The organism is Rhodopseudomonas palustris (assembly GCF_003591005.1).
GTDB lineage: Bacteria > Pseudomonadota > Alphaproteobacteria > Rhizobiales > Xanthobacteraceae > Rhodopseudomonas > Rhodopseudomonas palustris_K.
Genome location: NZ_QYYD01000027.1, coordinates 1 through 25604, shown reverse-complemented (window position 1 = coordinate 25604; position 25604 = coordinate 1). Strand labels below are relative to the sequence as shown.

23 protein-coding genes are annotated in these 25604 nt (G+C 66.5%); 14 read left to right on the top strand and 9 right to left on the bottom strand.

From position 1 onward, the window contains the following. Positions 1-153: 153 nt before the first annotated feature. Positions 154-582, top strand: a complete 429-nt coding sequence (locus D4Q52_RS21680; RefSeq protein WP_119858651.1) for a CBS domain-containing protein — start codon at positions 154-156, stop codon at positions 580-582. A 193-nt stretch (positions 583-775) separates the two neighbouring features. Here the strand turns inward: D4Q52_RS21680 and D4Q52_RS21675 are convergent, their stop codons facing one another. Next, the gene (locus D4Q52_RS21675) at positions 776-1801 is read right to left on the bottom strand and encodes a patatin-like phospholipase family protein (protein ID WP_119858650.1); all 1026 of its coding nucleotides are present in this window, start codon (positions 1799-1801) and stop codon (positions 776-778) included. A gap of 256 nt (positions 1802-2057) precedes the next feature. On the opposite strand from D4Q52_RS21675, the gene D4Q52_RS21670 reads away from it, so the two are divergent. After that, the gene (locus D4Q52_RS21670; RefSeq protein ID WP_119858649.1) at positions 2058-3113 is read left to right on the top strand and encodes a hypothetical protein; all 1056 of its coding nucleotides are present in this window, start codon (positions 2058-2060) and stop codon (positions 3111-3113) included. Positions 3114-3286: 173 nt separating this feature from the next. Continuing rightward, the gene (locus D4Q52_RS21665; RefSeq protein WP_119858648.1) at positions 3287-5755 is read left to right on the top strand and encodes a putative bifunctional diguanylate cyclase/phosphodiesterase; all 2469 of its coding nucleotides are present in this window, start codon (positions 3287-3289) and stop codon (positions 5753-5755) included. 263 nt (positions 5756-6018) lie between these two features. On the opposite strand, the gene D4Q52_RS21660 is transcribed toward D4Q52_RS21665, so the two are convergent. After that, positions 6019-6582 carry a nitroreductase family protein gene (locus D4Q52_RS21660; protein ID WP_119858647.1) on the bottom strand — a complete coding sequence of 188 codons (564 nt, stop codon included), beginning with the start codon at positions 6580-6582 and terminating at the stop codon, positions 6019-6021. A gap of 123 nt (positions 6583-6705) precedes the next feature. Then, entirely contained in the window at positions 6706-8775 is a 2070-nt protein-coding gene (thrS, locus tag D4Q52_RS21655; RefSeq protein WP_119858646.1) for a threonine--tRNA ligase, read from the bottom strand. A 445-nt stretch (positions 8776-9220) separates the two neighbouring features. Between thrS and D4Q52_RS21650 the strand changes: the two genes are divergently transcribed. Both D4Q52_RS21650 and D4Q52_RS21645 read left to right on the top strand, forming a co-directional pair. Continuing rightward, positions 9221-11692, top strand: coding sequence for a diguanylate cyclase domain-containing protein (locus D4Q52_RS21650; RefSeq protein ID WP_182915404.1), 2472 nt, complete (start codon positions 9221-9223; stop codon positions 11690-11692). Between the two features lie 64 nt (positions 11693-11756). Beyond that, the gene (locus D4Q52_RS21645; RefSeq protein ID WP_119858693.1) at positions 11757-12881 is read left to right on the top strand and encodes an MFS transporter; all 1125 of its coding nucleotides are present in this window, start codon (positions 11757-11759) and stop codon (positions 12879-12881) included. Positions 12882-13212: 331 nt separating this feature from the next. Here the strand turns inward: D4Q52_RS21645 and D4Q52_RS21640 are convergent, their stop codons facing one another. Next, complete coding sequence (locus tag D4Q52_RS21640) at positions 13213-13875, bottom strand: O-methyltransferase (RefSeq protein WP_119858644.1); 663 nt, start codon at positions 13873-13875, stop codon at positions 13213-13215. A gap of 90 nt (positions 13876-13965) precedes the next feature. Here D4Q52_RS21640 and D4Q52_RS21635 point away from each other — a divergent pair, with 90 nt between their 5' ends. Continuing rightward, on the top strand, positions 13966-14598 hold the full coding sequence (locus tag D4Q52_RS21635; protein WP_119858643.1) for a TetR family transcriptional regulator: 633 nt from the start codon (positions 13966-13968) through the stop codon (positions 14596-14598). Position 14599: 1 nt separating this feature from the next. Beyond that, on the top strand, positions 14600-15028 hold the full coding sequence (locus D4Q52_RS21630; protein WP_234831284.1) for a DUF3574 domain-containing protein: 429 nt from the start codon (positions 14600-14602) through the stop codon (positions 15026-15028). On the opposite strand, the gene D4Q52_RS21625 is transcribed toward D4Q52_RS21630, so the two are convergent. From D4Q52_RS21625 to D4Q52_RS21615, 3 genes are all read right to left on the bottom strand, one after another. Continuing rightward, positions 15018-15215, bottom strand: coding sequence for a TenA/THI-4 family protein (locus tag D4Q52_RS21625; RefSeq protein ID WP_119858642.1), 198 nt, complete (start codon positions 15213-15215; stop codon positions 15018-15020). The genes D4Q52_RS21630 and D4Q52_RS21625 overlap by 11 nt on opposite strands. A gap of 123 nt (positions 15216-15338) precedes the next feature. Next, positions 15339-15575 (bottom strand): transcriptional regulator, encoded by a 237-nt coding sequence (locus tag D4Q52_RS21620; RefSeq protein WP_119858641.1) that lies wholly within the window; start codon positions 15573-15575, stop codon positions 15339-15341. 190 nt (positions 15576-15765) lie between these two features. Beyond that, a complete protein-coding gene (locus tag D4Q52_RS21615) occupies positions 15766-15975 on the bottom strand; it encodes a cold-shock protein (RefSeq protein ID WP_054162855.1) in 210 nt (69 codons plus the stop codon). Between the two features lie 463 nt (positions 15976-16438). On the opposite strand from D4Q52_RS21615, the gene D4Q52_RS21610 reads away from it, so the two are divergent. Together D4Q52_RS21610 and D4Q52_RS21605 are read left to right on the top strand one after the other, a co-directional pair. Beyond that, the gene (locus D4Q52_RS21610; protein WP_210210162.1) at positions 16439-17647 is read left to right on the top strand and encodes an alpha/beta hydrolase family protein; all 1209 of its coding nucleotides are present in this window, start codon (positions 16439-16441) and stop codon (positions 17645-17647) included. A 342-nt stretch (positions 17648-17989) separates the two neighbouring features. Next, a complete protein-coding gene (locus D4Q52_RS21605; protein ID WP_119858691.1) occupies positions 17990-18700 on the top strand; it encodes a DUF3750 domain-containing protein in 711 nt (236 codons plus the stop codon). A 97-nt stretch (positions 18701-18797) separates the two neighbouring features. On the opposite strand, the gene yidD is transcribed toward D4Q52_RS21605, so the two are convergent. After that, positions 18798-19151, bottom strand: a complete 354-nt coding sequence (gene yidD, locus D4Q52_RS21600; RefSeq protein WP_234831283.1) for a membrane protein insertion efficiency factor YidD — start codon at positions 19149-19151, stop codon at positions 18798-18800. Between the two features lie 250 nt (positions 19152-19401). Between yidD and D4Q52_RS21595 the strand changes: the two genes are divergently transcribed. Continuing rightward, a complete protein-coding gene (locus tag D4Q52_RS21595) occupies positions 19402-20298 on the top strand; it encodes a hypothetical protein (protein WP_119858638.1) in 897 nt (298 codons plus the stop codon). A gap of 201 nt (positions 20299-20499) precedes the next feature. Here D4Q52_RS21595 and D4Q52_RS21590 read toward each other — a convergent pair whose 3' ends face one another. Then, positions 20500-20955 carry an iron-sulfur cluster assembly scaffold protein gene (locus D4Q52_RS21590; RefSeq protein WP_119858637.1) on the bottom strand — a complete coding sequence of 152 codons (456 nt, stop codon included), beginning with the start codon at positions 20953-20955 and terminating at the stop codon, positions 20500-20502. Positions 20956-21219: 264 nt separating this feature from the next. Between D4Q52_RS21590 and folE the strand changes: the two genes are divergently transcribed. The 4 genes from folE to D4Q52_RS21570 all read left to right on the top strand — a co-directional run bounded on the left by folE (position 21220) and on the right by D4Q52_RS21570 (position 25230). Beyond that, positions 21220-21909 (top strand): GTP cyclohydrolase I FolE, encoded by a 690-nt coding sequence (gene folE / locus D4Q52_RS21585; protein WP_119858636.1) that lies wholly within the window; start codon positions 21220-21222, stop codon positions 21907-21909. Between the two features lie 28 nt (positions 21910-21937). Continuing rightward, complete coding sequence (gene hisI / locus D4Q52_RS21580) at positions 21938-22384, top strand: phosphoribosyl-AMP cyclohydrolase (RefSeq protein WP_182915403.1); 447 nt, start codon at positions 21938-21940, stop codon at positions 22382-22384. Between the two features lie 273 nt (positions 22385-22657). Then, the gene (locus tag D4Q52_RS21575) at positions 22658-23677 is read left to right on the top strand and encodes a transglycosylase SLT domain-containing protein (protein WP_119858634.1); all 1020 of its coding nucleotides are present in this window, start codon (positions 22658-22660) and stop codon (positions 23675-23677) included. A gap of 383 nt (positions 23678-24060) precedes the next feature. Then, positions 24061-25230 (top strand): DUF2336 domain-containing protein, encoded by a 1170-nt coding sequence (locus D4Q52_RS21570; RefSeq protein WP_119858690.1) that lies wholly within the window; start codon positions 24061-24063, stop codon positions 25228-25230. Positions 25231-25604: the final 374 nt, after the last annotated feature.

The following is a 25604-nucleotide window of genomic DNA, read 5'->3' as shown; positions in this document are numbered from 1 at the left end:
ACGGCAACGCGGATTTGCCTTATTCCTGCATATCCTTGCTGATCAGTTCGGGCGTTCTGGTACGTAGAACCCTTGCCTCGGCCTCGGGTCTTGACCACATGAACTAACGACGCGCCGCGCTCCCGAAAAGCGTGGCCAATCAGGGAGGCGACGATGACGGTGCAGGCAATTCTGGAATCCAAAGGTCGCTACATTTACAGCGTCGAGCCGGACGAGCGGTTGTCGGCTGCGGTGAAGACGCTGGCGGAGCGGCGCGTCGGCGCCGTACTGGTGATGCGCGGTGCGCGGCTCGACGGCATCCTGTCGGAGCGCGACATCGTCCGCGTGCTGGCCGATCGCGGCCCGGCGGCGCTGGAGCAGCCGGTGCACACGGTGATGACCCACGACGTCGTCAGTTGTCGGCAGACCGACCTCGTCGGCAGCATCATGGAAGTCATGACCAACTCCAAGTTCCGTCACCTGCCGGTGCTCGACGGCGACCGCGTCGTCGGCCTGATCTCGATCGGCGACATCGTGAAGTGGCGGCTCAGCGAATACGAACACGAACAGCAGGCCCTGCACGACTACATCAAGTCGGCGTAGCGCGTTCTTGCCCCCCCGCATCGGCCTAAAGTAGCGCGTTCCTGCCCCAAGCACGTCATTCCGGGGCGGTCGCGAAGCGACCGAACCCGGAATCTCGATGGGTTCTGCACTCCGGCATTTCCACAACCGCTGGATTCCGGGTTCGCCCGCGAAGTGCGGGCGCCCCGGAATGACTCGCGGAAAGTTGAGCGCGTTAGGTCTCGACCGGCACTTCGGCCTTCGCGGCGTCCGGAGAAACCTCTTCGATCGCTTCGCGGATCGAATCGATGGCGCGTTCGGCGGCGCGGGCGCCGTGGGCGATCATTTCGTCGGCGCGATGAAAGTCGAACCAGCCGATCCGGCCGACCCGCGGCGAGATCAGCATGTCGGGCGGATCGCCGGCGAGCCGGGCGCGCGTGATGCGGTCCTGCATGATGTTGAAGGCATCGACCATCACCTTGGAGATGCCCGGCCGGCTGTCGCTGCCGAACAGCTCCTGTTTCACGAACCGCTCCGGCGAGAAAAACCGGCCGAAGCCGCGCTTCGGCGCCGGCTCCGGCGCGGGCTCGATGGTCTCCTCGATGGCGCCGTGCGAGAAGATGGTGGTGCCGTGGCCGAAAATATCGCTGGAAACGTTGGCGGCGATCACGATCTCGGCGCCGAGCGCGCGCGCCGCCGACACCGGGACCGGATTGACCAGCGCGCCGTCGACCAGCCAGCGATCGCCGATCAGCACCGGCGAGAAGATGCCGGGCAGTGCGTAGGACGCCCGCACCGCGTCGACCACCCGGCCATGCGTCAGCCAGATCTCGTGGCCGGTGCGAATCTCGGTCGCGACGCTGGCGAATTTCTGCTTGAGGTCCTGAATCTGAATCTGGCCGAGCGTCGCCTCGAGCTGCGCGGCGAGCCTGCTGCCGCCAATCAGGCCCGAGCCATTCAGCCGGATGTCGAGATAGCCGAGAATATTGCGCGGCTGCAGCTGGCGGGCCCAGTCCTCCAGCGTATCGAGGTGGCCGGCCACATAGGCGCCGCCCACCACCGCGCCGATCGACGTGCCGACCACGACGTCCGGCGTGATGCCGGCGCCGAGCAAGGTCCGCAGGATACCGATGTGGGCGAAGCCGCGCGCCGCTCCGCCGCCGAGCGCCAGGCCGATCACCGGCCGACGGATGGTGTCGAGCCCGACCTTTCCGGGCACCGGCGGGCTGCTGGACCCGCGACCAATCAGATTTTCCAGCACGGTAGTCTCCTCGAACCGGCAAGCCCTTCTGCGAAAGAAGGCCTGCGCGGTGTAAATCAGTCGGCATCGAAGCGCGATCCATTGATCTGTGCCAGCATGCCTTGCGCCGCATCATGGAGCGCTGCGCGGGTCCGAACTAGGGGGAAATCGTGACAATCCGGCGAAAATGACCACGATACCGCTTAGGCTGTGTGTCGCGGACCGTGCGTCCGGCGGAGGCTTGAATTTGCCGCGTTTTCAGTGAAAACCAACGGACATGATTTGCAGGGGTAAAATTGGCCGGGCAGGGCCGCGCGCACGGCTGACGCTCGCCTGTGCGTCCGTGTGCTGGGCCGCTCTCCTGCTGCAGCCGGCATCGGCGCAGTTCTTCAGCGATCGGCCGCCGCCGATCCCGCCTGCCTCGGTGCCGGAGCCGCCGGCCGGCGGTGCCATCAGCCTCGCGCCCTCCGCGGGACCAGCGGCCGTACCGACCTTGCCGGCTCCGCTCACGCAGCCGCCCGTCGCCGCGGTGACCTCGCCTGTCACGTCGCCGTTGCCGGCCCCCGCCGCTGCGCCGCAGGGCGTGCTGGCACTGACCGCGCGCTACGGCAAGGATCTGCCGACCATCAACAGCGGCCTGGTGTGGCGGGTCTATTCCGACCGGCCTGACGAGACCGGTGTGATCAAGCTGGTACGCGAGGATCACGGCGCGACGCCGAACATCGTGCTGCCGCCAGGCAACTACGTGGTGCACGTCGCCCACGGCCTGGTCAGCGCCGTGCGGCCTGTGAGCCTGAAGGCCGACACCGATCGCGAAGCCTTTGTGCTGCCGGCCGGCGGGCTGCGGATCGAGGGCCGCGTCGGCGGCACGCGGATTCCGCAGAACCAGATCTCGTTCTCGATCTTCAAGGGCAGCCAGTTCGACAACGCCCAGCGCGCGCCGCTGGTACCGAACGCCGCCGCCGGCGATGTCGTGCTGGTGCCGGAAGGCACGTACTACATCGTCTCGAACTACGGCGACGCCAACTCGGTGGTCCGATCCGACATCCGCGTCACCGCCGGCAAGCTCACCGACGTCACCGTCACCCACCGCGCCGCGGTGATCACGCTGAAGCTGGTGTCGGACAAAGGCGGCGAAGCGCTCGCCAACACCGCCTGGTCGGTGCTCACTCCGGGCGGCGACGTCGTCAAGGAATCGATCGGCGCGTTTCCCCGCGTCATCCTGTCCGAAGGCGAATACCGCGCCATCGCCAAGAACGAAGGCAAGATGTTCGAGCGCGGCTTCAACGTCGTCAACGGCGTTGACGGCGAGATCGAAGTGCTGGCGCGCTGACGGTCGCCTTGCGTCGGTTGCCGGCGTCATATTCCCTAACGCCAACTAACCATCGCACGACATAAAACTATCATAATCAGGCGTTGCGCGCCCTGGTACCGCGACGTTTACATCGTCTTAATCTGGAATACGTCGACTGCGCCTGGAACTGTGTGGGCGCGGGGACGCGACAAGTGACGGCCAGACTCAATCGGGAGACGTTGCGGACTCAGCTCTCTGCCGATCTCGCAATTTTGCAGCGCAAGTGGTACGCGGCGGTCCAGCCTGGACAGTCGCTGCCGAGCTATGAAGAGGTGATGCTCGGCAGTCTCGGTCGGCTCGCCGACCAGATGGCGCTGCTTCAGATCACCGGCGACAAGCCCGGCGTGTCGCGCACCGGCCGCTACGTGCAGCAATGGCTCGGCGACGCGCGCTGGGACATTCCGCTCGACGCACTGTCGCCGGATTGCGCCACGGCGCTGATGCAGACGGCGCGCAGCGCGCTGCAGAACCAGCAGCCTTATCTCGGCACGGCGCATGTGGTGCGGGACGGCATCGTGCAGAAATATGTGCTGCTGGCGCTGCCGACCGCGTCGCGCTGGGGTGCGACGCTGATCGGGGTCTACATCAACGAAGACGGCTTCCGCTACAATCTGCTGGATGCGATCTTTTCGTCGACCGACGACGGCATCGTCTCGCTCGCCGCGATCCGCGACTCCGACGAGCGGCCGTTCGACTTCCAGATCGTGCATCTCAACGACGGCGCTTCGGAGCTGCTCGGCGAGGCGCCCTCCGCGCTGCAATGGAGCCGGCTGTCGGCCGGCAAGCATTTGCTGTGCGATCCGGCCGTGGTCGCGCGGCTGCTGGCGCTGGTCGACAATGGCGGCCAGGATACCATCGCGATCGACACCATCGATCGCAATCTCAGCCTCGGCGCCAACGGCTTCGGCGATATCGTGTCGCTGACGATTTCCGACATCACTTCGCTGAAGAAGCGCGAGGAGTCGTTCCGGCTGCTGTTCGACGGCAATCCGATGCCGATGTGGGTGTTCGATTCCGCCACGACCGAATTTCTCAGCGTCAACGACGCCGCCGTGCAGCACTATGGCTACGATCGCGAGACCTTCCTCGGGATGACGTTGCGTGAGATCTGGCCGCGCGACGAATGGGCCGCGCACAGCCACGCGCTGCTCAGCATCGGGGACAGTTATCAGTCACAGGGCAATTGGCGCCACCTCAAGGCCGATGGGTCGCTGATCGAAGTGCTGACGTTCGGTCGCCGCGTGGTGTTCGACGGCCGCGACGGATTTCTGGTCGCGGTGGTCGACATCACCGAGCGGCGCAAGGCCGAGGCCAAGATCGCCCATATGGCGCATCATGATGGCCTGACCAATCTGCCGAACCGCGTGCTGTATCAGGAGCGGCTGCAGCAGGCGCTCGACCAGCGCCGCAGTGGCCATGGCCATGTCGGTGTGCTGTGCCTCGACCTCGACCTGTTCAAGAACGTCAACGACTCGTTCGGTCATCCGATGGGCGACCGGCTGCTGCGCTGCGTCGCCGAGCGGCTGCGCGGCGCGATCGGCGGCGGTGATCTGGTGGCGCGGCTCGGCGGCGACGAATTCGCGCTGGTCCTGAGCCAGGTCGGCTCACCCAACGAGGCCAGCGATGTCGCCGCGCGGCTGATCGCGATCGTCAGCGCGCCGTACGACATGGACGGGCTCGAAGTCGTGATCGGCGCCTCGATCGGGCTCGCGCTGGCGCCCGGCGACGGCGACGATTGCGAGGCGCTGCTGCGCAACGCCGACATGGCGCTGTACCGCGCCAAGGCGGCCGGCGGCGGCTGCCACCATTTCTTCGAGAAGGAGATGGACCGCCAGGCGCAGATCCGCCGTGACATGGAGATCGATCTGCGCCACGCCTTCGCGCATGGCGAGTTCGAACTCCACTATCAGCCGCTGATCGATCTTGCCGACGACCGCGTCAGTGGCTTCGAGAGCCTGCTGCGGTGGCGCCATCCCGAGCGCGGCATGATCTCGCCGGCGGATTTCATCCCGGTCGCCGAAGACATCGGGCTGATCGTCGGGCTGGGCGAATGGGTGCTACGCGAGGCGTGCCTCGAGGCGGCGCGCTGGTCGAATGATATCAAGGTCGCAGTCAATCTATCGCCGGTGCAGTTCCGCAGCCGCAATCTGGTGCAGGTGGTGATTTCGGCGCTGGCGCAGTCGGGTTTGGCGCCGCGGCGGCTGGAGCTGGAGATTACCGAGTCGCTGTTTCTCGCCGACAGCGAAGCTAATTTGGCAACGCTGCATCAGCTGCGCGCGCTCGGCGTGCGGATCTCGATGGACGATTTCGGCACCGGCTATTCGTCGCTCAGTTACTTGCGCAGCTTCCCGTTCGACAAGATCAAGATCGACCGCTCGTTCGTGCGCGACGTCACCGCGCGCCCGGACTGCCTCGCCATCGTCCGCGCCATCGCCGGCCTCGGCCGCAGCCTCGACATCACCACGCTGGCCGAAGGCGTCGAGACGGTAGAGCAACTCGGCGCGCTGCGCGCCGAAGGCTGCCACGAGGTGCAGGGTTTCCTGTTCAGCCCGGCACGCCCGGCGTCGGAGATCGCCGGGCTCCTGGCGAAGTACGGGCATGCAGCGTCGAGGGCGGCGTAGTCACTAGCAAGGTGGTTGCGTCAAGCACAGCGCGTTCCCTCTCCCGCTTGCGGGAGAGGGGTGGGGTGAGGGCGCCGCGAGTCGCTGGATCTCGGCGTCATCCGGACGCCATCGTGTCGGATTGCGAGCCCGGCAACGACGCTTTAAGAGGCGGCGCAGTTTCGCCGACCCTTCCGCCATTGCGAGCGCAGCGAAGCAATCCAGCGCCACGCGCGCGGCGTGGATTGCTTCGTCGCTTCGCTTCTCGCAATGACGGCAACGCCTCAGAACCGCGTCACCACGTCCGACAGCGCCGGGCGCGGGCGGTCGTCGTTCGGGCGTGTTCGCGTGCCGATGTGAATGAAGCCGGCGAGCTTTTCATGCGCCGCGAGGCCGAGGCCGGCGAGCACGTCGCGGTCATAGGCGATCCAGCCGGTCAGCCAGTTGGCGCCGTAGCCGAGCGCGGTGGCGGCGGCGACGATGTTCATGCAGCTGGCGCCGGCGGATAATTCCTGCTCCCAAACCGGCACCTTGGGATGCGGCTTCGGCGAGCTCACCACCGCGATCACCAGCGGCGCTTCCGACAGCCGGCCCTGTTCGGTGGCGATCTCCGCGGCGGTCGCCTCCGGATGCTTGCGGGCGAACACCTCGGCGATCACCGCGCCGCCGCGCGCCCGCGCCTCGCCCTCGAACACGATGAACCGCCACGGCGCGATCTTGCCATGATCCGGCACCCGCGCGCCGATCGTCAGGATCGTCTCCAGCTCCTCGGGCGAGGCCCCCGGCTCGGTCATCTCGCGCGGCTTGACCGAGCGGCGGGTCTTCAGGAAGTCGATGGTGTCGGGCATGGACAGGCTTTCGAGCAGATACGGTCCCCGCGTGTTACCGCACCACGCCTGCCCAGGCGAGGCGAAGCGGCGCGGATTGGAGCGATTGTGATCCGCTCGCCGACCGCCTCGCGTCGTGTGCTTCTACGCCGCCTCCCGCGCCCGCCGCACGTCCGGCGGCGTCGCCTCATCGACAAGCGCGGCGATCGCCTCGTCGGTCGGCATCACCTTCTGGCCGTCGCTGCCGAGGCGGCGGACGGAGACCTGATGGGTCTCGGCTTCCTTCTTGCCGACCACCAGCAGGGCCGGGACCTTGGCGAGCGAGTGCTCGCGCACCTTGAAGTTGATCTTCTCGTTGCGCAGATCGATGTCGGCGCGCAGGCCGGCCTTGCGCAAGCTGGCAAGAACCTTCTGCGCGTAGTCGTCGCCTTCCGACGTGATCGTGGTGACGACCACCTGCACCGGCGCCAGCCACAGCGGGAAGTTGCCGGCGTAGTGCTCGATCAGGATGCCAATGAAGCGCTCCATCGAACCGCAGATCGCGCGGTGCACCATGACGGGCGCCTTCTTGGCGCCGTCGGCGTCGATGTAGAACGCGCCGAAGCGTTCCGGCAGGTTGAAGTCGACCTGCGTGGTGCCGCACTGCCAGTCGCGGCCGATCGCGTCGCGCAGCACGTATTCGAACTTCGGCCCGTAGAACGCGCCTTCGCCGGGGTTGATCTCGGTCTTGATGCGGTTGCCACCGCTCGCCTTGATCTCGGATAACACCGTGGCCATCACGCGTTCGGCGTGATCCCACATCTCATCCGTGCCGACGCGCTTCTCCGGACGGGTCGAGAGCTTCACCGTCAGTTCACCCTCGAAGCCGAAGTCCGAGTAGGTGGACAGGATCAGGTCGTTGATCTTCATGCACTCGTCGGCGAGCTGCGCCTCGGTGCAGAACACATGCGCGTCGTCCTGGGTGAAGCCGCGCACCCGCATCAGGCCGTGCATCGCCCCCGACGGCTCGTAGCGATGCACCACGCCGAATTCGGCGAGGCGCAACGGCAGGTCGCGATAGCTCTTCAGGCCGTGCTTGAAGATCTGCACGTGACCCGGACAGTTCATCGGCTTCAGCGCGAACCAGCGCTTGTCCTCGGCGTCCTCACCGGCCGACTGCGCCGCGAACATGTTTTCGCGATACCAGTCCCAGTGGCCCGACGTCTCCCACAGCACCTTGTCGAGGATCTGCGGCGCGTTGACCTCGTCGTAATTGCCGGCGAGGCGGCGGCGCATATAGCCGACCAGCGACTGGAAGATGCTCCAGCCCTTGGCGTGCCAGAACACGACGCCGGGGCCTTCCTCCTGGAAGTGAAACAGGTCGAGCTCGCGGCCGAGCCGGCGATGGTCGCGCTTCTCGGCTTCCTCGATCTGCTTCAAGTATGCGTCGAGGTCTTCCTGCTTGGCGAAGGCGGTGCCGTAGATCCGGGTCAGCATCGGATTGTTGCTGTCGCCGCGCCAATACGCGCCGGCCACCTTCATCAGCTTGAAGGCGGTGCCGATCTTGCCGGTCGAGGTCATGTGCGGGCCGCGGCACAGATCGAACCACTCGCCCTGGCGATAAATCTTGATGGTCTGATCTTCCGGAATGGCGTCGACCAGTTCGACCTTGAAGGCTTCGCCATTGTCGGCGAACACCCGCTTGGCCTCGTCGCGGGTCCAGACTTCCTTGGTGAACGGCTTGTCGCGCTGGATGATCTCGCGCATCCGCTTTTCGATCGCGGCGAAATCCTCGGGCGTGAACGGTTCGTTGCGGAAGAAGTCGTAGTAGAAGCCGTTCTCGATGGTCGGGCCGATCGTCACCTGGGTGCCCGGCCACAGGCTCTGCACCGCTTCGGCGAGCACATGGGCGCAGTCGTGGCGGATCAATTCGAGCGCGCGCGCGTCGTCGCGGGCGACGAAGTCGATCGCCGCGTTCTCTTCGATCGGATCGGCGAGGTCGGTCAGGCGCCCGTTCAGCGCCATCGCCACGGTGCGCTTGGCCAGCGACGGCGAGATCCCCTTGGCGATGTCGAGCCCGGTGGTGCCGCGCGGATAGTCGCGGGTCTTGCCGTCCGGAAACGTGACGGTCACCTGTGCGGCGTGGGTGGCCGGCTTGAGATTGGACAGGGTGAACTGGAAGCCGGAAGCGGGCTTGTCGGCGGCGGGCTTGTCGGCAGAAGGCTTGTCGGTCATCGATTTCTCCTGTGGCTCACTCCTGCACACGAGCGCAGGTAAGCGGACGAGCGATATAGCAGGCGATTCGGGCGATGCAACCAAGCTGAGGCGGAGTGCCGGCTCCGGTTCCGGCAAAACCCGACAAGTCGCCGGCCGGCGCAGTTGCTGGATGTCGGTGCATGAACCCTGCCGCGGCGGCGCCTGCCGGTGCGGCGGGGAACAAATCACCAGGGCTGCAATTGTCCGGTAAGCAGTGGTGTGCTTGTTTCGGTGTGTTGGGGCCGGTCGCGACGCACAGCATCTGCGCGTCTTCAGTCAGCATTCCCGTCAGCGGCTTCAGGGTGGAGTGCCCTCGGGCGGCAGGCGACTCGTCCAAATCCGTGGCTGGAGGCACGTCGAACATCATGGCTGCTGCCCCGGGCCCGATCCTGGAGAGACCTGGTCAGTCATGACGAGCGGCACCGTGCAGTCAAATCTGGACTATTCCATCTGCGGTGAAGAGGCGATCCACGTCCCCGGTGCGATCCAACCGCACGGCGCCTTGCTCGCGTTTCGGCTGCACGATCATGTCGTGACGCATGCGAGCGCCAATCTCGCCGAGATGCTGGGAATGGCTGCAGGGACGGCGCTGGGGCGACCGATCCAGCAAGCGATCGGGGCGCTGCCGAGCGAGACCATTCTGCGCGCGCTCTCCTGCGACCAGAGCGCGCTGTATCAACTGTCCGACCGGTTCGGCAAGGATCTGCATCTGACTGCCCACAGGGTCGGGCCGGCGGTGTGCATCGATATCGAATTCGCGTCGGCGAGCCACGAGTCGATCTCGCCTGTACATCGGGTCAGGGCGGTGCTGGAGGCGTTCAAGTCCGCCGAGGGACAGCGCGAGCTATGTGCGCTGGCGGTGCGCAGCCTGAAGGACATCACCGGCTACGATCGGGTGATGGCGTACCGCTTCGATCGGGACGGCCACGGCGAGGTCATCGCGGAGGCCCGCAGTGCCGATATGGAAACGTATCTCGGGCTGCATTATCCCGCTACCGACATCCCGCCCCAGGCAAGGCGTCTCTATCTGCGCCAACGCGTCGGCGCCATTGTCGATGCGCGCTATCGGCCGGTGCCGTTGCTCACCGATCCGGCGATCGATGACAGGACGCCGCTCGATCTGACCCACAGCACGTTACGCAGCATCTCGCCCTATCATCTCGCCTACATGCAGAATATGCACACCGCGGCGAGTTTGACGATCGGCCTGGCGGTCGGACCGGAGCTTTGGGGCATGCTGGTCTGTCACCACCGGACGCCGCGGATTCCGGGGCCGGATCTGCGCGCGGCGGCCGATATTCTGGGCCGGTTCGTGTCCGCCCTGCTTGGCCCATTGAACGAGGCCGAGGCTGCCAAGAAAAGAGCCGAGCGCGACGCCGCGATGACCAAGATCGCGGCGCAGCTTGCGTCCGCAGCGTCGATCCCCGAGGGATTGGGGGCGGTGGAATCCGAATTGCTCGATCTGGTCGATGCCGCGGGCGCGATCATCGATGTCGCCGGGGCGGTGCACTGCATCGGACGGACGCCGCCGCCGGACCAGGCCGGCCGCGCGCTGGCGCTGTTGCGCGACCAATGCGCCGGCAAGATGCTGGCCTCCGACGATTTCGGCTTGCGGCATCCCGAACTTCCGGAATGCAGGCGTGACGGCAGCGGCGTGCTGCTGCTGCCGCTGGCTGGCGGCGCCGACGATGCCATCCTGTGGTTTCGCCCGGAGCAGTCGCGCACCACCCGCTGGGGCGGCAACCCGGCCGAGCCCGCCATCGCCGATGCCGCGACCGGAGCGATTTCGCCGCGCACATCCTTCGCCGTCTGGGTTGAAACCGTGAGCGGCTGCTCGGCGCCCTGGCTCGACGGCGATCTCGCGATCGCGCAGGAATTCCGCGAACTGATCGAAGCCGACATGGCCAGGCGCACCAGGGCCGAACTGAAGGAGCTGCGCCTCGCGCGCGAACGGGAGCAGGTCGTTCAGGCGGCACGGCTGAAGGTCGCGCTCGAGAATCTCGGCGACGGCGTCGCGATGTTCGATGCCGATAGCCGGCTGGTGATGTGCAACAATCTTTACGCACAGCTGTATCAGTTGCCGCCCGCGCTGCAGCAGGTCGGAACGCATATCCGGGAGATCGTCACCTTCTGCGTCGAAAGCGGCGTTGTCGCCGGTGACGCGGACAGCCGCGATGAATGGCTGAAACTTTATAGTCGAACCAACGATGGCCCGAGCAGCCGCATTCAGAAGCTGGCGGACGGGCGGCTGATCAATTTGACCCGGCAGCCTCTGCCGGACGGCGGCTGGGTCAGCACGCATGAGGACATCACCGAGCAGCAGCGGCGTGAGGCCGAAATTCTATTCCTCGCGCACCACGACCTATTAACCGGACTGTCCAATCGCGCGGCCTTCGAGCAGGCGATGGAGGCCGCGGTGGCGCGGCTGCAGCGCGACGGCCAGGCCTTCACGCTGTTCCTGCTCGATCTCGACAAGTTCAAGCAGGTCAACGACACGCTCGGGCATCCCGCGGGAGACCGCTTGCTGCGGGAGACCGCGCAGCGGCTCCGGTCCTCGCTGCGCAAGACCGACCTGCTCGCCCGCCTGGGCGGCGACGAATTCGCCATCATCCAGTTCGGCGCGAAGGGGCGCTCCAGAGCCGCCAAGGGGCTGGCTGAGCGGATCGTTCGGCTGATTGCCCAGCCCTTCGACATCGACGGCGTCACCGTCTCGGTCGGGGTCAGTGTGGGGATCGCGATGGCGAACGATCCCCGAACGGACGCCGCAGCCCTGGTCAAGATGGCCGACGTTGCGCTCTATGCGGTGAAGTCCGACGGACGCAAAGGCTATCGGTTCTTTGAGCCGCAACCAGCCGAGGCCGTGCCGCCGCGTCCGGACAGGTCTCTCGAAAGTTAATGCACCTGCATTGAAACCTTGCTAGGCTCGCGGCGTGTCCCGCCGTTTCGCGCCCACCGCCCTGATGCTCGGCAATTTCGTCACCGGAACGTCGGTTCTGGCGCCGGCCGGCATGCTGCTCGAATTGTCGGACGGGCTCGGCGTCAGCGTGCGCGATGCCGGGCTGCTGATCACCTTCGGCGCGGTGGTGCTGTGCATCGGGTCGCCGCTGACGGCGTGGCTGACCAGCCGGATCGACCGCCGGCTGCTGCTGACGACGACGCTTCTCGTGCTGGCGCTCGGCAATCTCGGCTCGGCCTTGGCGTCGGACTACACCGTGCTGCTGGTGCTGCGACTGGCGATGCTGTCGGTCGGCGCGCTGTACACGCCGCAGGCTGCCGGCGCGGCGGCGCTGATCGTCCCGGTCGAGAAGCGCGGCGGCACCATGGCCTATGTGTTTCTCGGCTGGTCGCTGGCGGTGGCGATCGGCGTGCCGCTGATCACCTTCGCGGCCGGCCATTTCGGCTGGCGCGCGGCGTTCGCGGGCGTCGGCGTGATCGGCCTGGTCAGCTTCGCGCTGCTGTGGGCGCGGTTGCCCGGCGGGCTGACCGCCGCGCCGGTCGACCTGACCACCTGGGCGGCAGTCGGGCGCAGCCGGCGAGTTCTCAAGCTGCTCGGCCTGTCGTCGCTGCAGACCTCCGCGCAGTTCGTCGTCTTCACTTATTTCGGGCCGTTGCTGACCGGGCTGACCGGCGCCGGTCCCGCCGAGATCGGATTGGTTTTCGCGGTCTACGGGGTGTGCGGCTTCATCGGCAGCGTGATCGCCAGCCGCATCGTCGATGGCTGGGGCTCGTACAAAACCTCGGCGCTGTTCACGGCGCTGATGCTCGCCGGCATCGCCGGTTGGACCTTCGGGGCCGGGCATTTCGCCGTGATGGCCACTGCAGTGGCAATTTGGGGGCTTGGTTTCGCGGCGTCGAACTCGATGCAGCAGGTGCGGCTTGTGACCGCCGATCCGGCGCTCGCCGGCGCCACCGTGTCGCTCAACACCTCGGTGCTGTATCTCGGCCAGGCGGTCGGCTCGGCGATTGGCGGCGTGCTGTTCGCAGCGGGCCTGCTGCACGCCAATGGCTACGTGTCCACTGCGGTGATGAGCTTCGCGCTGCTCATGCTGGTGTTCGCGACGCGCGATCCGCCGCAGCGCGCGTGATCCGCAAGCAAGCAGCGCGCGTGCCAGTGTCAGCAACACTCGAACGCCCGCGAGGGCCGGCAGCGTTGTCGGCGGAGCATGCGGCGGCAAGCCGGCGATCAGCGTGATCAGCGCGTCGCCGACGCAGAACGCCAGACGATGACAGGCGGCGCGTAAAACGGCGCGGCGCGGCAGAAGGATCGAAATGAAAGCCATAATGCGTCTCGGTCGTGGTCCCGAACGACCGGAGAGCGCAGCCGACGCACTCCGATCGCAGGGGATCGTGAGCGCGTTGGCTGACGTCGAACGCTTACGGCCAGCCTGGCTGGCGTGTGCCCCAAGTGGGCGATGGTTAGTGCAGTCGCATCGACAGCTCGACATCCTCGGCGAACGGTACCGAGAGATAGCCGCAGCCCGGATCGCGCACCCGCGCCAGATAGTCCGGCGCGTAATCGGCATTGTCGGCGACGATCAGCGAGCCCGGCGCCAGGCGGTCTTCCAACAGCGCCAGTACCTCCGGGTAAAGCGCCTTGGCGCCGTCGAGCAGCACCAGATCGATCCGCTCCGGCAGATCGGCGCGCAGCGTCTGCAATGCGTCGCCCTCGCGGCATTCGACCAGATCGGCGAGCCCGCCAGCCGCGAGATTGGCCTTGGCGCGCGCCAGTTTCGACGGCTCGAACTCGGTGGTGATCAGCCGGCCGCCGCCATTGTCGCGCAGCGCGGCGGCCAGATGCAGCGTCGAGATGCCGAACGAAGTGCCGAATTCGACGATGCTGTTGGCGTGGATGCTCCGCGCCAACATGTAGAGCAGCGCGCCGGTGTCGCGCGAGACCGCGAGCGGCTGCTCCTTCATACGCTCGTAGAAGGTGAAGTAATCGGTCTTGCTGCGCATCAGCCGGTCCCGATCGTTTATCAGATCGGCAAGCGCCGGATCGTCGGCCGGCGAACGCGTGTCCGCATCGTCGAACAGGCGCGCCAGCAACGGCGCGAGCGGGGCGGTGGTGAGGGTCGTCATGATTGCTCCGGGATCTTGGGCGCGTTGTTGCGCGCTTGCAAAAATACGAATAAACATTCGCATTCGCTATTCGCATTCCCCGAGGCGACCATGGCCGAACGCCGAAGTGGTTCACTTTCCACGCGAAAGCAGCCCCAGCAGGCGCGCTCGGCGGAGCTGGTCGCAGCCGTTCTCGAGGCCGCTGTTCAGGTTTTGGCAAAGGAAGGCGCGCCGCGTTTCACCACCGCGCGGGTCGCCGAGAAGGCCGGTGTCAGCGTCGGCTCGCTGTATCAGTACTTTCCCAACAAGGCCGCCATCCTGTTCCGGCTGCAGAGCGACGAGTGGCGGCAGACCTCGGAAATGCTGCGCGACATCCTCGAGGATCGCGGCGATCCGCCGCTGAAGCGGCTGCGGCGGCTGGTGCATGCCTTCATCCGCTCTGAATGCGAGGAGGCGGATGTGCGCGGCGCGCTGAACGACGCCGCGCCGCTGTATCGCGACGCGCCTGAAGCCCGCAAAGTCCGCAAGGCTATGGATGGCACGATGGCGGCGTTCCTGCGCGAGGCGGCGCCGCGCAGCGCCGATGCGACGCGGGCCCGCGCCGCGCAGCTGATCGGCCGCACGCTCGCCGCGCTCGGCAAGGATTTCTCCAGCCGTCCGCGCAGCGCGGCCGAGATCACCGCCTATGCGGACGCGGTCGCCGATATGCTGTGTGCGTATCTGCTGACGCTGCGGCGAGGATGACATGCAAAGCGCGGGCGTGATGATCCGCATGCCGATCCTCTGCGCCGTCGCAACGATGCTGGCGGGATGCGCCTCGTTGTCGGCACCGGTGTGCTCGCCCCCGGCGCAGCCGATGCTGACCGCGGAGCTCGCCTTCGGTCGCAACATCGGCGACCGGCCCGGCGTCAGCGATGCGGAGTTCAAGCGGTTCGCCACCGAGGAGATCACGCCGCGCTTCCCGGATGGCTTCACGGTGCTCGATGGGACCGGGCAATGGCACGATCCGAAGCGGCACCGCGTGGTTCGCGAGAAGGCCAAGCTGGTGATGATCGTATTCGCCGAGAACCCAGCAAAGCGCGCGGCGCTCTCGGACATTGCTGAGGTCTACAAGCAGCGTTTCAGTCAGCAGAGCGTGCTGGTGGCGGTGCGGCCGAGCTGCGTCAGCTTCTGATCGCCGCAGCGGTGCCGCGCTCGGTGATCCGATAATGCGTCGATCTGGCATCGGTCGAAAGCCGCTGCAGCCAGCCGAGCGCGACGAGATCGTCATAGCGCTTCTGATCGCGCGTGCCGAACATCTGCACACGACCGCCCGCGTCGCGAATCTCGCGGATCAGTCGGAAATCGTCGGGCACGGCCATTCTCGAGTCCTGGCATTCGTCATTTCGGGGTCGCGCATCGCGCGCCCCCGAAACGACGGGGGAGGCGTCGCCACCAACGCTCGGAAGCCTCTGAGTTGGCGGGTGTGGCATGCGGCCGAGGCGTCACGCCTTCTTGCGCGCCTTCTTTTTCGGGGCCGCCGGCTCGCTGTCCGCCTGTGCTTCAGCCTCGGACTCCTTGGCGAGGCGCAGCGCACGGAGGCGCTCCATGTTCTTGCGCACCGCGACGGCTTCCTGCTGGAACTGGGCCATCATCCGCGAGCCTTCTTCCTGCGCGAGCTGCTTCTTGCGGGCGCGCTCGATGCTGGTGGGTGAGCGTTCGGTGTCGTTCTTGTCGACCATCTCGATCTCCTCACGTGCAGGCCTGGTGCCGATGAAACAGGGTGGTGATCTGCGCTCCGGGCCGAACAATTATAACAAAGCTAATTCCAGACATGCCGACACCCGCCCGATCGGTCCGATCGAGCGGGGGGGGGCAATTCGCGTCAACAGATCGCCGTTTCAGTACATCCGTGAAACGGAAGATCGGTAATTACGCCAGCTCGAGGTTCTCGGCGCTGGTCTTGCCGCGCATCTTGTCGGTCTTCAGGTCGAAATTGACCTTCTGACCTTCCGCGAGGCCCGAAAGGCCGGCGCGCTCGACCGCGCTGATATGCACGAACACGTCGTTGCCGCCGTCGTTCGGCGCAATGAAGCCGAAACCCTTTTGACCATTAAACCACTTCACGGTGCCTGTCGGCATAGTCCATTCTCCAAAGCATAGTGTCGTGCGACCATCACACGACGTCGTTCAACTAATCGATGTCTTTGGGAAGGAGCCCGCGGGCGCGTTCAGAAAGGCACAGCGGCTAATCGAATGTCCGCACTGTACCTGAAACCTCCCGCCAACACAAGCGGAGCAGCCTGCGGCGTTTTCGGCGTCATATTGCGTTCGCAATGCGGCGCAATCAGGATGGTTGCTAATCAGCAAATCGTTAGTTGGGCAAGCGGCGCGCCGTCGTGCGACGTGATCGTACGCGTGCCTCCTTCCTTTCGCTCTCCGGGGCGAAGGTGCCTGAGCGAAGCGAGGACTGGTGAGGGGCAGCCCCCATCTGGCGCGGTCTTCGTTCGCGCCGCCTCCCGGCGGATGCTCGGAAAATACAATGTTTACGGTCAAGCGCTACACGATCTGCAGTAACCGCGGCGCGCCAGAACGGGGAGTAACGATGACAATGTGGATTCGGATCGTGTTGGCTTTGGGGGTGGCGATCGCCGCCGCATCGCCGGGCCGCGCGCAGCAGCAAGGCCCAATTCGGGCGACGTCGGACGTGTCCTACGAACTGATCGCGCGCTGGGACGTCGAGCGTCTCAACAAGATTCTGACCACCGACACGCCGGCCTTTGCCGGGATCAAAGTAGACTACACGCCCGCCGTCAATGCAGTCCGGCTGTATCGCGTCAGCTACGCGTCGGTGATTCCGGAACGAGGCAACAAGCCGATCGCCGCCACCGGGCTGCTCGCCATTCCCGATACCGCGGCGACGTCGTTCCCGCTGCTGTCGTATCAGCACGGCACGGTATACGGAAAGCAGGAGGTGCCGTCGTTCCCCGAGCAGTCGCCGGAGACGCAGCTGATGTTGGCGCAGTTCGCCGGGCAGGGCACCATCGTGATCGGGGCCGATTATTTCGGCATGGGCACGTCCGGCGAGCCGGAAGGCTACATGGTCAAGGCCAGCCATCAGCAGGCGACCGCCGACTTGCTGGCGGCGAGCCGCGCTGTGCTGGATCATCTGAAGCTGACAACCACCAAACTGCTGCTCGCCGGCTGGTCGCAGGGCGGCTTCGTCACCATGGCGATGCTGGAAAAACTGGAGCACGACGGCGTGCCGGTGACGGCCGCCGCCACCGCCAGCGCGCCGCTCGACGTCGGCGTCGCGCTCAACGGCTTCCTCAGCTTTCCGCGCAAGAATGACGCCGCCTGGGTGACGTCGCTGTTCATCCTGTCGTCGTTCTCGTTCGAGAATTACTACGGCGTGCCCGGCTTGGCGCGGTCATTGATCAACGACGATGTCTACGACATCGCCCGCAAGGCCTATCAGCGCCAGCCCTACAACGCCGCCGACGTCCCGACCGATCTGCACAAATTGATCCGGCCGGCGTATTTCGATCCGCAATTCTTCGCCGACTCGGCCTATGGCCGGCTGATCGCCGCCACCCATGCGTATCGCTGGGTGATCAAGACACCGGTGCGCAACTACTATGGCGAGAGCGACGAGGCGATCAGCATCGGGCTTGGTCAGCTGGGCATGACCTATCAGCGCGCCATGGGCGCCGGGAATACGCGGGTCGAGGCGATTTCGACCGGCCCGACCACACATCGCGGCACATTCGCGACCGCCGTGCCGCAGTGGAAGATCTGGTTCGACACCATGTGAGCCGCGTTCGGAGGCCTCAGACAACCATGCGGATACGCGAGTTGCCGAGAAGCCTCCGCCGCTTGCATGTCTCTGAAACACGCGTTCGGATCGCGGCGCCGCTCCGTGATCCGGCGTTTGCCGCCGGCTGTCAGGTGAGGCCGGCATTTGATGGTTGGAGCCGTCACAGCCGTGCCTCCGGCTTCTTCTGGAGCGCCCCCTGCACCGGATCGCCTCATTTGATCGCGCCGCCGGGTCGCATGGCGCGTGGGTGGCGAAGGCGCGCACCGTTCCTATATTCATCATCAACAACCTTCCCCGATCCCGAAGAATCCCGTGAGACGATTGGTGCTGTTACTTCTGATGTTGTTGGTGGTGCCGATCGTGGTGTCGGCCGGCAAATACATGATGGGCGATCGCAGCGTGTCGTGGCAGTCGGCGGACCGGTCCAGTGCCGGCCTGTTGCCGCCGGCGGCCGAGCATCCCGAGGCGCTGGTCCGGGTCTTTGCCGCGCGGACCGTACGCTGGCGCGGCATTTTCGCGGTGCATAGCTGGATCGTGGTCAAGCCGGCCCATGCGACGCGCTACACCCGCTACGACTACACCGCGTGGGGCGATCCGATCCGCGTCAACGGCTTCGTCGCCGATGGCCGCTGGTTCGGCGATCTGCCGCAGCTGATCGCTGCCGCCGACGGCGAGGAAGCGGCTGCGATGATTCCGAAGATCGAGGCCGCGATTAAAAGCTATAAGCTCAACGCCTATGGCGACTACCGCGCCTGGCCGGGCCCGAACTCCAACACGTTCGTGGCCGCCGCGCTCGCCGCCGTGCCGGAACTGTGCACGACGCTGCCGCCGACCGCGATCGGCAAGGACTATCCGTGGGACGGCGGGTGGATCGGCTGGACGGCGTCCGGCACCGGTATCCGCGCCACGCTCGGCGGCTATGCCGGCCTGACGCTCGGCTGGATCGAAGGCATCGAACTCAACCTGCTCGGCGCCGTGCTCGGCGTCGACCTGCGCCGCCCGGCCATCAAGCTGCCGGGACTAGGGCGGATCGGGCTGAGCGCGATTTAATCTTCACCGATTGTGGTTCGTAGGATGGGTTGAGCGCAGCGAAACCCATAAAGCCTCACGCACCGCCGCTGATGGGTTTCGCTGCGCTCAACCCATCCTACGGCTGATGGCGTTCGCCGCAGCCGCAAGGCGGCGCATTCACCCCGCGCCACAGCGCGTAGCGCCACGGCGCGTACCAGCGGGCGCCAGCGGGCAGGGCGGCCGGGACGTTGTCGATGCCCGCCGTGCCCCACGGGTTGCAGCGCAGCAGCCGCGCCAGCGTCATCCAGCCGCCCGCCCACAGCCCGAACCGGGCGATCGCCTCGTCGCCGTATTGCGAGCAGGTCGGCAGATGCCGGCAGTTGGAGCCGACCAGCGCCGAGAACGAATGTCGATACAGCCAGATCAGCCCGCGTCCCGCCTGCCGGGGCAGCCGGGCGATCGCGCGTCGCGGTGAAGCTGAATGGTTCACGAGCAGAATGCCTTGTCGTTGACCGGCGATTTGCCGGGTTCCTCGGCGCGGAACTCATGCGCTACTGCATTTGCGCAACAGCCGCACAGATATCGCACTTTGTTGAGCGCAGCGCAGCACGAGTTGATGCGTTTGCGATTGATCAACCCGGCGTTTTCCATGACCATTAGATAACGCAAGCGTGACAGATTTCTGGTCGGTCGGACTGGAACCTTTCACGCCGTCGCTGACGAAGATGTGAGGAGGCTCGGTGAACGCCGCTGTCTTGTCCCGGTTCGCTCGATCCGCGCTGCTTCGCGCGGCGGCTCTCGGCCTGGTATTGATCAGTGCCGCGTCGGCCCCCGTGGAGTTCGCCAAAGCTGGCGGCACGCTTGAAGCGCGCAAATTGCCGATGCGGTTCGATTGGGTTGCCTGCGAGCCGAATTGCGGCGGCTGGATCACCGCCGTCGGGATCGTCACCGCCGACACTCCGAAGGATTTCGATGCCTTCGCTCGCGATCGATCGCTCCAGGGCGCCGCGCTGGTGCTGGATTCGAGCGGCGGCTCCGTCAACGACGCAATCACGCTCGGCCGGCGCTGGCGAAAAATGGGGTTGCGGACGACGGTTGGCACCAGCGTGCAGTCCCGGACCCCGGCGGGGATGCGCGCCAGCATCGTGCCCGAAGCTTATTGCGAATCGATGTGTGTGTTCCTGCTGCTGTCCGGCACCACGCGCTACGTGCCCGATGGCGCCCGGGTCCGCGTGCATCAGATCTGGATGGGCGACCGCGCCGACGACGCCCGCGCCGCCAGCTACACCGCGCAGGACCTCACCATCATCCAGCGCGATATCGGCCGGCTGACCAAGTACACCTTCGACATGGGCGGTACCGGCGACCTGCTTCAGCTCGCGCTCAGCGTGGCGCCATGGGAAGATTTGCACCGGATGTCGGCGCAGGAACTCGCCGAGGCCAATCTGGTGACGACCGGGGCGCTCGCCGACTTACTGCCGCAACAGGGCGAGGGGACCAGGACACCGGTCGCCGCCGGTCCCAAGCCGGTCCAGGACCGCTTCGTTCAGGCCCCGACCGCGCCGACCAAGACCGCCGAAGCAGCTTTGCCGACGGGCGGCACGGCACCAAGCCAGCCGCCGGCACCGGGGCATTAGCGGGTTCGCGCTACCTTGTCCGCGAGTCATTCCGGGGCGTGCCCCTTGATGCGAGCCCGGAATCCCGACGTTGTTCTGGGACCCTGCCGTTTCCACAACTGCGAGATTCCGGGTTCGCGTCGCTGCGCGCCGCGCCCCGGAATGACTCGCGGAGAGGCGGTGGGCAAAAGCGGGCAAGGCGACCTACCCTGGACTAAACGGCTAAGCCGTCGCCTCCGCGCCCTGCCGCTTGGCTTCGATCTGACCAATCGCGTCGACCACGGCGTCAAAGGTCAGCAGCGTCGAGGCGTGGCGGGCCTTGTAGTCGCGGACCGGTTCGAGCACGGCGATGTCAGCCCACTTGCCGTCCGCCGGCGGCGCGCCGTTGTCCTTCAGCATCGCCCGCACCGAATCGCGCAACGCGCGCAGTTCGGCCGCGGTCGACCCGACCACGTGGCTCGCCATGATCGAGGACGACGCCTGGCCGAGTGCACAGGCTTTGACCTCGTGGGCGAAGTCGCTGACCGTGTCGCCGTCCATCTTGAGGTCGACCTTGACGGTCGAGCCGCACAATTTCGAGTGAGCCGTGGCGGTGGCGTCGGGATCGGGCAGGCGGCCGAGCCGCGGAATATTGCCGGCGAGCTCGATGATTCGCTTGTTGTAGATGTCGTTCAGCATGCGCGGAGATTCCGGGCCGGCCCGTCCGCCGCCGAGGATTCGGCGGAGCTGTCTTGGCGGTCCCGGCGTCTCATCTTATATAGGACGCAAGGCTGTGAAAAACAGTCTGGCCGCGGCGCGAAACCGCCGGCAAAACTGGCGAAGCCGAGCCCGCGCAGCGACTTGCGCAAGCCGGCCTGCCGAAGGGATCAAGACGCAAGGCGATCGGCCGCCCGTCTGCCCGGTGACACATCCGGCCCTGGAGGCCGGTCGAACGGAGTGAAGATGGACGCCAAGATCAAGCCGCTGCGGACCGGCAAGCTGCCGGAGGCCCGCTCCGATTTTCAGCCCGCCGAGCTCGACCCGTCGGAATTCCTCGCCGTCGCGGTGCAGCCCGATCAGCCGCGGCCATCGCGCGCCGAGGCCGAGGCCGCGGTCAAGACTATGCTCGCCTATATCGGCGAGAACGTCGATCGCGAAGGCCTGCTCGACACCCCGCGCCGGGTGGTCGAGGCCTATGACGAATTGTTCCAGGGCTATCACCAGTGCCCGGCCGAAGTGCTCGACCGCACCTTCGGCGAGACGGCCGGCTATGACGACTTCGTGCTGGTCCGCGACATCAGCTTCACCTCGCATTGCGAGCACCATGTGATGCCGTTCTACGGCAAGGCGCATATCGCCTACACGCCAGTCGAGCGCGTCGTCGGGCTGTCGAAGCTGGCGCGGCTGGTGGAGATTTTTGCCCGCCGGCTGCAGACCCAGGAGCATCTCACCGCGCAGATCGCCGCGGCGATCGACGAGGTGCTGAAGCCGCGCGGCGTCGCGGTGATGATCGAGGCCGAGCACACCTGCATGTCGGTGCGCGGCATCGGCAAGCAGGGCGCCTCGACCTTCACCAGCCGCTACACCGGCATGTTCCGCGACAATCCGGCGGAGCAGGCGCGGTTCATGTCGATGATTCGCAACCACCGCTAAGTCGGCGGTTCTGCGAGAGGAATTGCCCGTGACTTCATCTGCCGGCTCAGCGCCCGCGCTCGACGACGTCGAGGAGGGCATCGCGCTGCGTCCGAAATTCGACGCGGCCGGCCTCATCACCTGCGTCACCACCGACGCGCGTTCAGGCGACGTCTTGATGGTCGCCCATATGAACTCGGAAGCGCTGGAGAAAACCATCCAGAGCGGCGACGCCTGGTACTACAGCCGTTCTCGAAAGCGATTGTGGAAGAAGGGCGAGAGCTCCGGCCACGTCCAGAAGGTGCTGGAGATGCGGATCGACTGCGACCAGGACGCGGTCTGGATCAAGGTCGACCAGGCCGGCGGCGCCGCTTGCCACACCGGCCGCATGTCTTGCTTCTACCGCCGCATCGACCGTGACCCCTCTGGCGAGCCGCTGCTGACGAAGGTCGATGCCGAGCGGCAGTTCGATCCGGACAAGGTGTACGGCAAATAGCGACGCCGTTTCCTTCTTCTAACCCCCAAGCACGTCATTCCGGGGCGCTCGCGCAGCGAGCGAACCCGGAATCTCGATGGGTTCTGCGACTCCGGCGTTTCCACAACCTCTGGATTCCGGGTTCGCGCCAAGAGGCGCGCCCCGGAATGACGGTGTGGGGCAAAGGGACTTCGACCTCGGATTAACCCCCCGTTAACCATAACCGCCGCAGGGTCGGCCGCAGTCCGCGCAGACATGCTGCGCGCTATGCGCTCGGGGAGCGGGGGCTCCGTTATGTCGGCCGACATCGTCACATCCGCGGTCACGATCGTCGATCAGGCCCGCAGCAGGATCGCCGGCGCCATCAAGCAGGCCGCCGGCGCGACCGGCGCCAGCTTCGAATACCTGCTCACCACCGCCAAGATGGAGTCGGACTTCAACCCGCAGGCGGCGGCGTCGACCTCGTCGGCCAAGGGCCTGTATCAGTTCATCGATCAGACCTGGCTCGGCACCGTCAAGGAAGCCGGCGCGCAATTCGGTTACGGCGCCTATGCGGACGCGATCAGCAAGTCGCCGTCCGGCAGCTACTCGGTCAGCGATCCGGCGGCCAAGCAGGCCATCATGGATCTGCGTAATGATCCGGTGATCAGTTCGGCGATGGCCGGCGCGCTGACGCAGTCCAATAGTTCGAAGCTCACCGCCGAGCTCGGCCGCCGCCCGAGCGACGCTGAACTGTACATGGCGCATTTCATGGGCGCCGGCGGCGCCGCCAAGCTGATCGGCACCGCGCAGGACAGTCCGAACGCGGTCGCCGCATCGCTGTTTCCCAGCGCCGCCGCCGCCAATCCATCGATCTTCTACGACCGCACCGGCAACGCCCGCAGCGTCGCGCAGGTCTACGATAATCTCAGCGCACGCTACAATTCCGCGGCGAACTCGCCGGCGACGCAGAGCGCGCTGGTCGCCGCCGGCGGCGCGCCGCTGGTGCTGGCCGCGGCGCCGGTCGACAACGCCGCTTATCTGTCGAGCTTTCCGGACGTGCGCCACGTCGCCCCGGCCAGCGGCGGAAGCGCGACGCCGTCGCCGACGCAGCAAAGCAGCGAGCCGATGTTCCGCACCCTGTTCCTCGGCGGCGACCGCAACGAGCCGATCTCGCCGGCCGTGCAGCAGCTGTGGACCAACCCGGTGACGCCCGTCGGCGCGCCGCCGGCATCCGCGGCGCCAGCGATGCCCGGCCTGTCCTACGCGCCAACCGTCCGCGCCCCAACCCCGCTCGATTTGTTCAGCGACCGCACCGGCAGCTTCGCGAGCTGATCACTTCCCTAGGTTTGGCAAAGCGCAGCGAGCCCACGCGCCGCAACCTACGCCAACGCGCCGTCAGCCCCGAGCACGTCATTCCGGGGCGCTCGCGTAGCGAGCGAACCCGGAATCCCGATGTTGTTGTGCACCGTGCTTCACCGCGCGAGATTCCGGGTTCGCCCGCCGCTGCGCGGCGGTCGCCCCGGAATGACTCGCGGAGAGGCCATGTCAAGCTTCCCGCTGGAACAGCAGCTCGTGGCGTTTTCGGTTGCCGGTTAACAACGTCTGAACTTAACCATTCCTCAACTGTATCATAGTGAACCCTTTGTTAAGCCGCATGGTTTACGAATGGTGACACAGCGTCAGGTGATCGCGTCAGTCACTCAGCCGGAATGGCCATGATCGTTCGGCAGTTCATTAGTTGGATCCGTCACGCACCCGCGAGCGAGCGCGCCGAGGCGACCAGGGCGCTGGCGCGGGCCTGGCTGATCTCCGATCTGTCCTCGGACGATCGCGCCGCCGCCGAAGGCGCGCTGCTGCTGATGCTCGACGACGTCTCCCCCTTGGTGCGCCAGGCGATGGCGCAAGTTTTCTCACGCAGTGCGCAGGCGCCGGCCGCGATCGTGCGCGCGCTGGCGGCCGATCAGCCCTCGGTGGCTGCGCCGGTGCTGGAATTCTCGCCGCTGCTGATCGACGCCGACCTGGTCGACCTCGTCGCTACCGGCGACGACGCGGTGCAATGCGCGGTGGCGCGCCGGGTCCGGTTGCCGGCCTCGGTCTGCGCGGCGATCGCGGAAGTCGGCTGCGCCTCCGCCGCACTCGAACTGATCGAAAATCCCCACGCCGAGCTGGCGCCGTTCTCGTGGGATCGCATCGTCGAACGCCACGGCCATCTCGCGGCGATCCGCGAGTCGATGCTGGTGCTGGAGGATCTGCCGGCCGCGACGCGGCTGGCGCTGGTCGCCAAACTCGCCGGCACGCTGCAGCAATTCGTCGTCGCGCGCGGCTGGCTGTCGGCCGATCGCGCCGAACGGGCCACTGCGGAGGCGGTCGATCGCTCGACCGTTGCGGTCGCAGCACGCTCGCGCGGCGACGACATGTGTGCCCTGATGCAGCATCTGCGCGCCACCGGCCAGCTCACCACCGGGCTGATCCTGCGCGCGCTGTTGTCCGGCAATCTCGAATTGTTCGAGCACGCGCTGGCCGAACTATCAGGTCTGCCGCTCGCCCGCGTCGGCGCGCTGCTGCACGATCGCCGCGGCACGAGTATCAGCGCGTTGCTGTCGCGTGCCGGGCTGCCGCAGACGACGTTCGCGGCGTTCCGCGCCGCGATCGAGGCGATCCACGAGATCGGGTACGTCGGCAGCGAGCAAGGCGCGGCGCATCTGCGCCGGCTGATGGTCGAACGCGTGCTGACCCGCTGCGAAACCAGCGAAGACGCCGCCGCGCCGCTGCTCATTCTGCTGCGCCGCTTCGCCACCGAATCCGCCCGCGAAGAAGCCAGCGCCTTGTGCGACGACCTGATCGCCGAGAATTTCGTCTCGCGGCTCGAGCGGATGGCGGCGTAGTTCCGTGCCTCATCTGTAGCCCGGATGAGCGCAGCGACATCCGGGACCGATGTACCGCCGCGCAATGCTCCCCGGGTCTCGCTGCGCTCACCCGGGCTACGAGCCTCTCTACGCGAGCGAACGTTGCATCGCCCCTCCGCGAGTCATTCCGGGGCGGGCCGAAGGGGCCGGCCGAAGGCTGGACCCGTTGGCGCGCGAACCTGGAATCCCGACATGCGGGGCGAGCCAGGTCGTACTTATCACGTCGGGATTCCGGGTTCGCGCGCCCAGGGCGCGCGCCCCGGGGGGGGGGGGGGCGGGGGGGGGGGCGGGGGGGGGGGGGGGGGGGGGGGGGCCGGGGGGGGGGGGGGGGAGGGGGCGGGGGTGGGGGGTTA

Bases quoted from the DNA above. Each gene is read 5' to 3' on its own strand.
- D4Q52_RS21625 (WP_119858642.1), bottom strand. From the start codon at position 15,215: ATGGCCGTGCCCGACGATTTCCGACTGATCCGCGAGATTCGCGACGCG.
- D4Q52_RS21635 (WP_119858643.1), top strand. From the start codon at position 13,966: ATGGCCGAACGCCGAAGTGGTTCACTTTCCACGCGAAAGCAGCCCCAG.
- D4Q52_RS21610 (WP_210210162.1), top strand. From the start codon at position 16,439: ATGACAATGTGGATTCGGATCGTGTTGGCTTTGGGGGTGGCGATCGCC.
- thrS (WP_119858646.1), bottom strand. From the start codon at position 8,775: ATGACCGACAAGCCTTCTGCCGACAAGCCCGCCGCCGACAAGCCCGCT.
- D4Q52_RS21575 (WP_119858634.1), top strand. From the start codon at position 22,658: ATGTCGGCCGACATCGTCACATCCGCGGTCACGATCGTCGATCAGGCC.
- D4Q52_RS21660 (WP_119858647.1), bottom strand. From the start codon at position 6,582: ATGCCCGACACCATCGACTTCCTGAAGACCCGCCGCTCGGTCAAGCCG.
- D4Q52_RS21630 (WP_234831284.1), top strand. From the start codon at position 14,600: ATGCAAAGCGCGGGCGTGATGATCCGCATGCCGATCCTCTGCGCCGTC.
- D4Q52_RS21590 (WP_119858637.1), bottom strand. From the start codon at position 20,955: ATGCTGAACGACATCTACAACAAGCGAATCATCGAGCTCGCCGGCAAT.
- folE (WP_119858636.1), top strand. From the start codon at position 21,220: ATGGACGCCAAGATCAAGCCGCTGCGGACCGGCAAGCTGCCGGAGGCC.
- D4Q52_RS21670 (WP_119858649.1), top strand. From the start codon at position 2,058: ATGATTTGCAGGGGTAAAATTGGCCGGGCAGGGCCGCGCGCACGGCTG.
- D4Q52_RS21620 (WP_119858641.1), bottom strand. From the start codon at position 15,575: ATGGTCGACAAGAACGACACCGAACGCTCACCCACCAGCATCGAGCGC.
- D4Q52_RS21640 (WP_119858644.1), bottom strand. From the start codon at position 13,875: ATGACGACCCTCACCACCGCCCCGCTCGCGCCGTTGCTGGCGCGCCTG.
- D4Q52_RS21605 (WP_119858691.1), top strand. From the start codon at position 17,990: ATGTTGTTGGTGGTGCCGATCGTGGTGTCGGCCGGCAAATACATGATG.
- D4Q52_RS21570 (WP_119858690.1), top strand. From the start codon at position 24,061: ATGATCGTTCGGCAGTTCATTAGTTGGATCCGTCACGCACCCGCGAGC.
- D4Q52_RS21645 (WP_119858693.1), top strand. From the start codon at position 11,757: ATGCTCGGCAATTTCGTCACCGGAACGTCGGTTCTGGCGCCGGCCGGC.
- D4Q52_RS21680 (WP_119858651.1), top strand. From the start codon at position 154: ATGACGGTGCAGGCAATTCTGGAATCCAAAGGTCGCTACATTTACAGC.
- D4Q52_RS21615 (WP_054162855.1), bottom strand. From the start codon at position 15,975: ATGCCGACAGGCACCGTGAAGTGGTTTAATGGTCAAAAGGGTTTCGGC.